This window comes from Xenorhabdus sp. SGI240 (assembly GCF_040081915.1).
In the GTDB taxonomy this organism is placed as follows: domain Bacteria; phylum Pseudomonadota; class Gammaproteobacteria; order Enterobacterales; family Enterobacteriaceae; genus Xenorhabdus; species Xenorhabdus bakwenae.
Genome location: NZ_JBEBMB010000045.1, coordinates 1 through 6,611, shown reverse-complemented (window position 1 = coordinate 6,611; position 6,611 = coordinate 1). Strand labels below are relative to the sequence as shown.

Sequence of the window (6,611 nt, the reverse complement as noted above, 5' to 3'; positions counted from 1 at the left end):
GTTAAAGTCGAGCATCGCGTTCAGGTACGAAAGTATTAAGATCACAACAATCATTTCCTAAGGTTTTTAACACTGCTTTCATCTTATTATTTCTCTTTAAATACATTCAAATGACCATCACCAGTTTTAACTTTTTGTCCTGTTATTGGATTAATGGTGTACGTTTCAAAATTAGCCTGAATCCCTGTTGGATTTACAGAGATTGGTGCGTTAGGTTTTTCTTTGGGGTATCTATATACACGTGTACCATCACCGGACGCTTACAATGCATCTTGTTTATGAGCTCCAGATATATTTGTTTAGGTCACCGTGGAACGGGGGCAACTGATTATCCGGCTGGCTAAGAAGGGCTGACGGCTAAAGGGAAGATCCCAATTTTATTAAAAACTGCACCTTAATCAGTTAGAAAATAACTTTTGGGGTGCAGTTCACTTGGGCTGGACCCTTAACGTCATTTAAACAATTTTAATTAGCGAAGTCTCATATTTTTACTCTGCTTCCTGTTCTATTTTATAACGGGCTGATTCTTCCTTTGCTAATTCTAGCCATTCATCAAAATTATTAAGACTCCCTCTATCTTCCCATCCAGTTGACGCAAAAGCATGGATAAAAAATACTTTTGGTTCACCTGAGACATCAGAACCATCAAAGCAAGCAATATCATCAGAATAAGATACTTTTGCAAATGGCACGAGTTGTCTCTCTGGATATTGCGTCTTCATCTCAGACAACCAATACTTAGCAAATTTTTCAAATTCGCATAAAAACCACCAAGGCTCTAAATCCAAAATAGATTCTTTATTTACTATTTCCAAAAAAGAGGGTGGAAAACTAAATCCTTCTGGTAGTTCTTCTGTTGAATATAAGTAACATGTCATAATGGATTAATCCTTTGATTTTCCAGTAATTCTAGGCGGTGCATCGGAACCATAAGGGTTATTCTTACTAAACCCGCCAGTTTGCTTATTTATCCTTCCCGTGATTGCCTCTCCCCATGTTTTAGGCTCAAGTCCTCTCCTAGGATCAGAGAATCTGATTGTTTTCGCAGGGGTTAATTTATCATCAAAGTTACGAACATTTACCTTAATGTCAATAACTAACGAATACCAAATAACCAAAACACAAAACCTGCCAGAAAGCCCGACGTACTGATTTTTAGATACATACCAATATTATCGCTAATGAAGTGAAAAATTTCTTTTCCCCCACCAACCCAATAACCAAGTACGTGAAACATAATACACATCAGAAACACGGCCAGAAAAAAAGAACAAGATAAATACAACATGACCATGATCGATTTAGTTTTCTTTCTTTTCATCTTGTTTCTCCTTATTTTCTATGGCGCTTCCGACACCACTATTAAATAAACCTGATGCAGCTGAATCCCCTAAATTACCCACAGTAGACGGAATGGAACTTTTTGATGCAGGCCTTGTAATCGTCCAAATACCTATAGGTTGCCATTCATATTCTTTTGACACAGGGTTAAGAATTTTATTGAATGGAACCTTGATAGTATTACCGATCGCATATCCTACACTGGCTCCGCCTTTACTTATTATTGCATTCAAGAAAGGATCATCTCCTTTGATTTCTGCTGTGTAATAACCGCCTATTGCATTCCAAGTAACAGTTGGGTTATAACCTTTCCCTGCTGTGATAGCACCGACAACACCTGCTCCAATTACATCAGATAACTTCACTTCCCCTGTTGTACCATATTGAATAGCTGCATTTACACCACTGGTGACCCCTGCCGCAAGTAGCTGCTCTTTCCCTTTTGCTCCCTGAATCATCGCCTTTGCACCAAAGACCATTACAGGCCATGAAGTTGGATCTAAAGCGACATCCGCAACTCTGTCAGAAGTGGTAATATTGTCTTTCAGGAACTGCAAGTCTTTGCCATTCAAATATTGCACTATCTTAATAGCATCCGGGTCTTTCAGTTTCTCCGATAACCGAATTTGTAACGATCCCTCATCAAACGCAACATTCGTATTTGCTTGAATAAGATCTTCATAAGTTACGCAGGTAATACCACCTCCGCTGCATTTTTCCTGCAATTCAGCACTGTTCTTATTACTGATATCCAAATACTTCTGAATGACAGCACCGCAGTCCCCTCCTTTAGCCTTACACTCGGCTAACTCTCTATCAAGGTTGCGGCTGTCATCTTCATACAAATAGTTAGATTCAATTGCGTTTTTGGCACTCTGTGCCCCCACCACGCCGCCTGCCGTAGAGTCAGTGGCCAGCCCTGCGGCAATCCCACCTGCCAGTGTAGACAAGTTGCTGATGATTTCCTTCTCTGCGGGTGATAGCTCGCCCGATGTTTTATCTCCGTAAAGTACACTCATAATAGCAGACGCGGCCAGTTCACCGCTCACCGCGCCCGTTGCCCCGGCAGTGGCCGAGCCGCCCTTCATTTCAGCAATGACGCCACCTAAGATCGCATGCGCCATCAGGTTGGTGGCTTTTTCTGCCGGCGTCAACTCATCATAGTGGTCTTTACCATTATAGGTCAGCGCCTTCACGCCATTGGCCAGATACGGCGCTGCGCCGCTGGCAATGGCCGATGAGATATCACCGCCCGCCAGGCCCTGTAATGCCCCGATAACGGCTGTCACCGCCTGACGCTGACTGCTGCCGATATCGGCGCCCTGCGCTCTGATGGCACCGTCATAGGCTATCTTATATGCCCGGTCAGCAAGGCTTTTCGCATTGATTTCCTGACCTTCTTGTTTCAGTTGCTTTTCCGCATCCTGTTTCAGTTTTTGCTGCGTTTGCGGGTCTTTCAGGTCTTCCGTGGCTTTCTTAGTGGCCTTAATCGCTTCATGCGTATTGTAGATATCCATCACCTGGGTGCCGATTTCAGCGATAGCCTGTGCCTGTGCCAGGCGTTGCTGCTCTTTTTCCTTGTCGAAAATCGGACTCAGGCCATTGGCGGCGTTATCGGTATCCCGGCTTAAGTCAGCCACATCCTGAGCCTGCTTATCGGCATCCCGCACCACAATCGTGCCGTCACTGACCGCCGCATGGGTGGTGGAGGACTCGCTGCCACTCTTATTGGTGCCGGCCAGCATATTTGAGGCCATATTGGTGCCCAGCTGGCTGCCCACCGCACCGCCGGTACTGATACCGACACTCTGGTGCTCGGTTTTGTACTCTGCCTTATTCTGGATATCACTAAAGCCCAGCGTGCCGGTGTCCAGCCGGTTTTTATCTTTCTCTGCTGTGCTGGCAATCACCGCGCCGTCAAGCTGGGTATGTTCTCCCACCTTGATATCAAACCCGCCTTTGCCGGCAAAAATGCCGGTCTGCTCGTTTACCGAATCAAACGTGCTGTGCAGCTTGTCACGGCTGGCATTGACACTGGCCGAACCACTCATCGAGCCGTAGGTGAAGCTGGCCCCGGCGCTGACATTTTCCTGTTTGCTGTCGTAATTGTCCTTATCCTGTTCACTGGCAAGGTGCAGGTTACGGCCCACATCGGCTGTCACGGTCTCCCCGCTGACCTGTGCCCCTTTAAGTCGCGTATCCTGCCCCGATTTCAGGCTGACCTGATGACCGGCATCAACCACGGTTTCGCTATGGGTGATGCCATCGCCGGTTTCATGGCCTTTGCCCTTGTTGACGCTGGCCGAGAATTTAATGCCGTAACCGCCCTGTCCGGCGGTCAGCCCCACGCCGACGCTGCCGCCTTTGCTGCTGTTTTCGCCCCGCGTGGTCTGGGTATTTTCAGCTGACTCCAGTACGATATCGCGTTTGGCGTCCAGCATAATATCGCGGCCGGCTTTTAAGGTACTGCCCTGCACCTGAATATCGCCGCTGTCCTGCGTCGCGCTGTCTCCGGTGGCTTTAATGCGAATATCCCGCCCGGCACTCAGGCTGCTGCCCTGTGACTGCGTCTGTTCCGTGCGGGTTGCCGATTTCGCCGACTGGCTGCCGTAAGAAAGCTGGATACCAATGGTATCGGTCGGTTTTTGTGCGTCCCCGCCTGCCTGATTGATGGCATCGGCTTTTGCGGCGTCGGCCTGACTGAGCTGCCACGCCTGATAGCCCTGCACCCCGGACAACGTAGCCTGCGTGCCTTTCAGCGCCTGCAAGCGGCTGTCTTTCGTGTCGTTGGCTTCATTGGCCGTTTTTACGGCGGTGTCAACCGCACTGCCCACCGCCCCGGACAAGGCCAGCGTCAAACCTGACTGCTTCTGCTCAGTTTGGCTCAGTTCGGTATGGCTGTTTTTCGCGGCCGTCATCACCACATCTTTGGCTTCAATATCAATATCCTTACCGGCAATGATATCGCTGCCCTGCACGGTGGCCTGTTCGCCAGCACGCAAGGTGACCTGCCCGTCACTGCTGCCCACGGTGCTGCCTTTTTGCACAGTCGCCTCACTGTCATGGGATTGTTTGAACGCCGAACTGCCCATCGTAAAGCCTACGCCCCCGGTGCCCATCAGACCGGATTTTTTCTCTTCCTGCCGGGTGAACTGATGATTGCTCTCTTCGGCCGTGGTGATGTTCAGATTCTGGCCGGCATGGAGTGCCACATCCCGGGTGCCCACCACATTGCTGCCCTGAACGGTGGTATCCTGGCCGGACTGGATGTTTACCGTATCGCCGCTCAGGGTGCTGCTGACCGCCCGGGTGCGGTCATATTGCTCCCGGGTGGTAGTCGTCGTCGAGGAAACCCAGCTGTTGCTGCCTTTCACCTTGAGGTATTCGTCATGGGTTTGCTGCTGTTCACCCGCCACGATAGCCACATCCCGTCCCGCATCCACTTGCAGCGTTCTGCTGGCCGTGATACCGGTTGCCCTGAGATTAATATCACTGCCGGCACGCAGGCTGACCTGCCCGGCACTGTTGATGTCCGTGCCCATTTCGCCTGATTCTGTGTGGGTCAAATAGTTATCCCGGCTCCATTCAAGGTGTTCACCCTGTGCGGTTTTGGCTGTCCCGAACTGAATATCCCGTCCCGCGTCTAACTGGATCTCACTGTGTTGACCCTGTGACATCAGTTGGGCGGCCGACGTATAAATATCCTTGCCTGCCCGCAGGTGCAGTTTGCCATCCGCCCCCTGCACATACACCCGGGCGACATTATCCACGTAAGTGGCACTGAACCGGTTATTGCGGGCCTGCTTTTCACCGCTGTGGGTGGTACTGGCGATATCAATCGTATTCCCCGCTCCTATTGTCAGGGACTGACCGGCGCCAATCGCCCCGCCCCGCTGGACCATATCGGTCCGGGCCTGCAAATCAATCTGGTTGCCTTGCAGCAGACCACCCTGATTGCGGATATTCTCCGCCAGGATGTTGATATCCTGGCCGATAATCCGGCCCTGGTTAAGCAGGTCGCCACGCAGTTGCACACTGACCTGGCTGCCACTGAGCAGGGCACCGGTACCATCCAGTGAACCGGCCTGCGTGCGCACATACACCTGGGGAACCAGCATAGTTTGCCGGCGGCCGTCCGGTAAGGTAACGGTGGCATTAACCAGCCAGACCATGTCTTCGGTGAGATGGGCCATCTGTTCCGCATTCAGAGCAATCCCCGGCGCCAGATTAAAGGCGTGCCGGGCACGCACACCGGCATTCATCAGCGCCTTAAATTGTTCCTCATCATTCTGGTGTCCCGGCAGATAACGTTTGCCGGTCAGGTTAATCACCTGCTCACGAATAAGGCGCTGTTCATAGAAACCATCCCCCAGCCGCTTGTGCATGTTATTGTGATCCCAGCGCAGCTGCTGCTGCATATAGTCCGTCCCCAGCCATTTTTTCAGCTGGGTAAACTGCGGATCGGTTTCAACCAGCGGCAGGTTGTCGATCGCCGCCACCGCCGGTATGGGTTGCGTATTGTCGGGCGGCAGGTTCAGTTTAAATAAACTGTTGTCCGGTAACTGATAATTCGGCACTTCTGTGCGGACGATAAGGGGTTTTTCGCCCACATTCGTGATTTTTTCCGCCACACCGGTGGGTTTCTCGCCCACATTCGTGATTTTTTCCGCCACACCAATGGGTTTCTCGCCCACATTCGTGATCCTTTCCGCCCCGCCAAGGGATTTCTCGCCCACATTGGTGATCCTTTCCGCCCCGCCAATGGGGTTCTCGCCCACATTCGTGATCCTTTCATCCCATCCGGTGTTTTTTTCACCGGCACGGGTCAGCTTTTCACCCACCGTGAAGGTTTTACCCGGTTCAGTCAGCTTTTCCCCCGCGATAACCGGCGTCTCTGCGGTGCCACCGGTCATTGTCGGCCTTTGGCCCGTCACTATCGCGGGCGGGATAATCACTTCCAGCCGCTGTCCCGGCCGTAATGCGACTTCACGCGACGGGGTTGCCGCTTCCGTCAGACCGGCATTAATTTGCCCGCCCTGGACGGGCGTTATCTGTGTCACGGTGCCCTGATAATCCACCGGGCGCTGGCCATCCAGCGTGACCGTACCCTGTGATGCCCGGATCGTCCCGGGGGTCAGGGTGATAGTCTGGATTTGCTCTGGGGGTTCATAGCGCGATGACCCCCAGCCTTGCCGGTCACGCCCTTTTTTCTTGATACGCCAAAAATTTTCCACCTGGCCTTTATCGGTGATATAGCAGAATCAACATAA

Annotated in this window: 3 protein-coding genes; all 3 read right to left on the bottom strand. The window is 51.3% G+C overall.

Features of this window, described 5'->3' with window-relative positions:
- Window positions 1-488: 488 nt before the first annotated feature.
- The gene (locus tag ABLA76_RS11410) at window positions 489-878 is read right to left on the bottom strand and encodes an SMI1/KNR4 family protein (RefSeq protein WP_348988016.1); all 390 of its coding nucleotides are present in this window, start codon (window positions 876-878) and stop codon (window positions 489-491) included.
- Window positions 879-1,096: 218 nt separating this feature from the next.
- Window positions 1,097-1,321 carry a hypothetical protein gene (locus tag ABLA76_RS11405; protein WP_348988014.1) on the bottom strand — a complete coding sequence of 75 codons (225 nt, stop codon included), beginning with the start codon at window positions 1,319-1,321 and terminating at the stop codon, window positions 1,097-1,099.
- Window positions 1,302-6,575, bottom strand: a complete 5,274-nt coding sequence (locus ABLA76_RS11400; protein ID WP_348988013.1) for a hemagglutinin repeat-containing protein — start codon at window positions 6,573-6,575, stop codon at window positions 1,302-1,304. The genes ABLA76_RS11405 and ABLA76_RS11400 overlap by 20 nt, the downstream gene beginning before the upstream one ends.
- Window positions 6,576-6,611 lie beyond the last annotated feature (36 nt).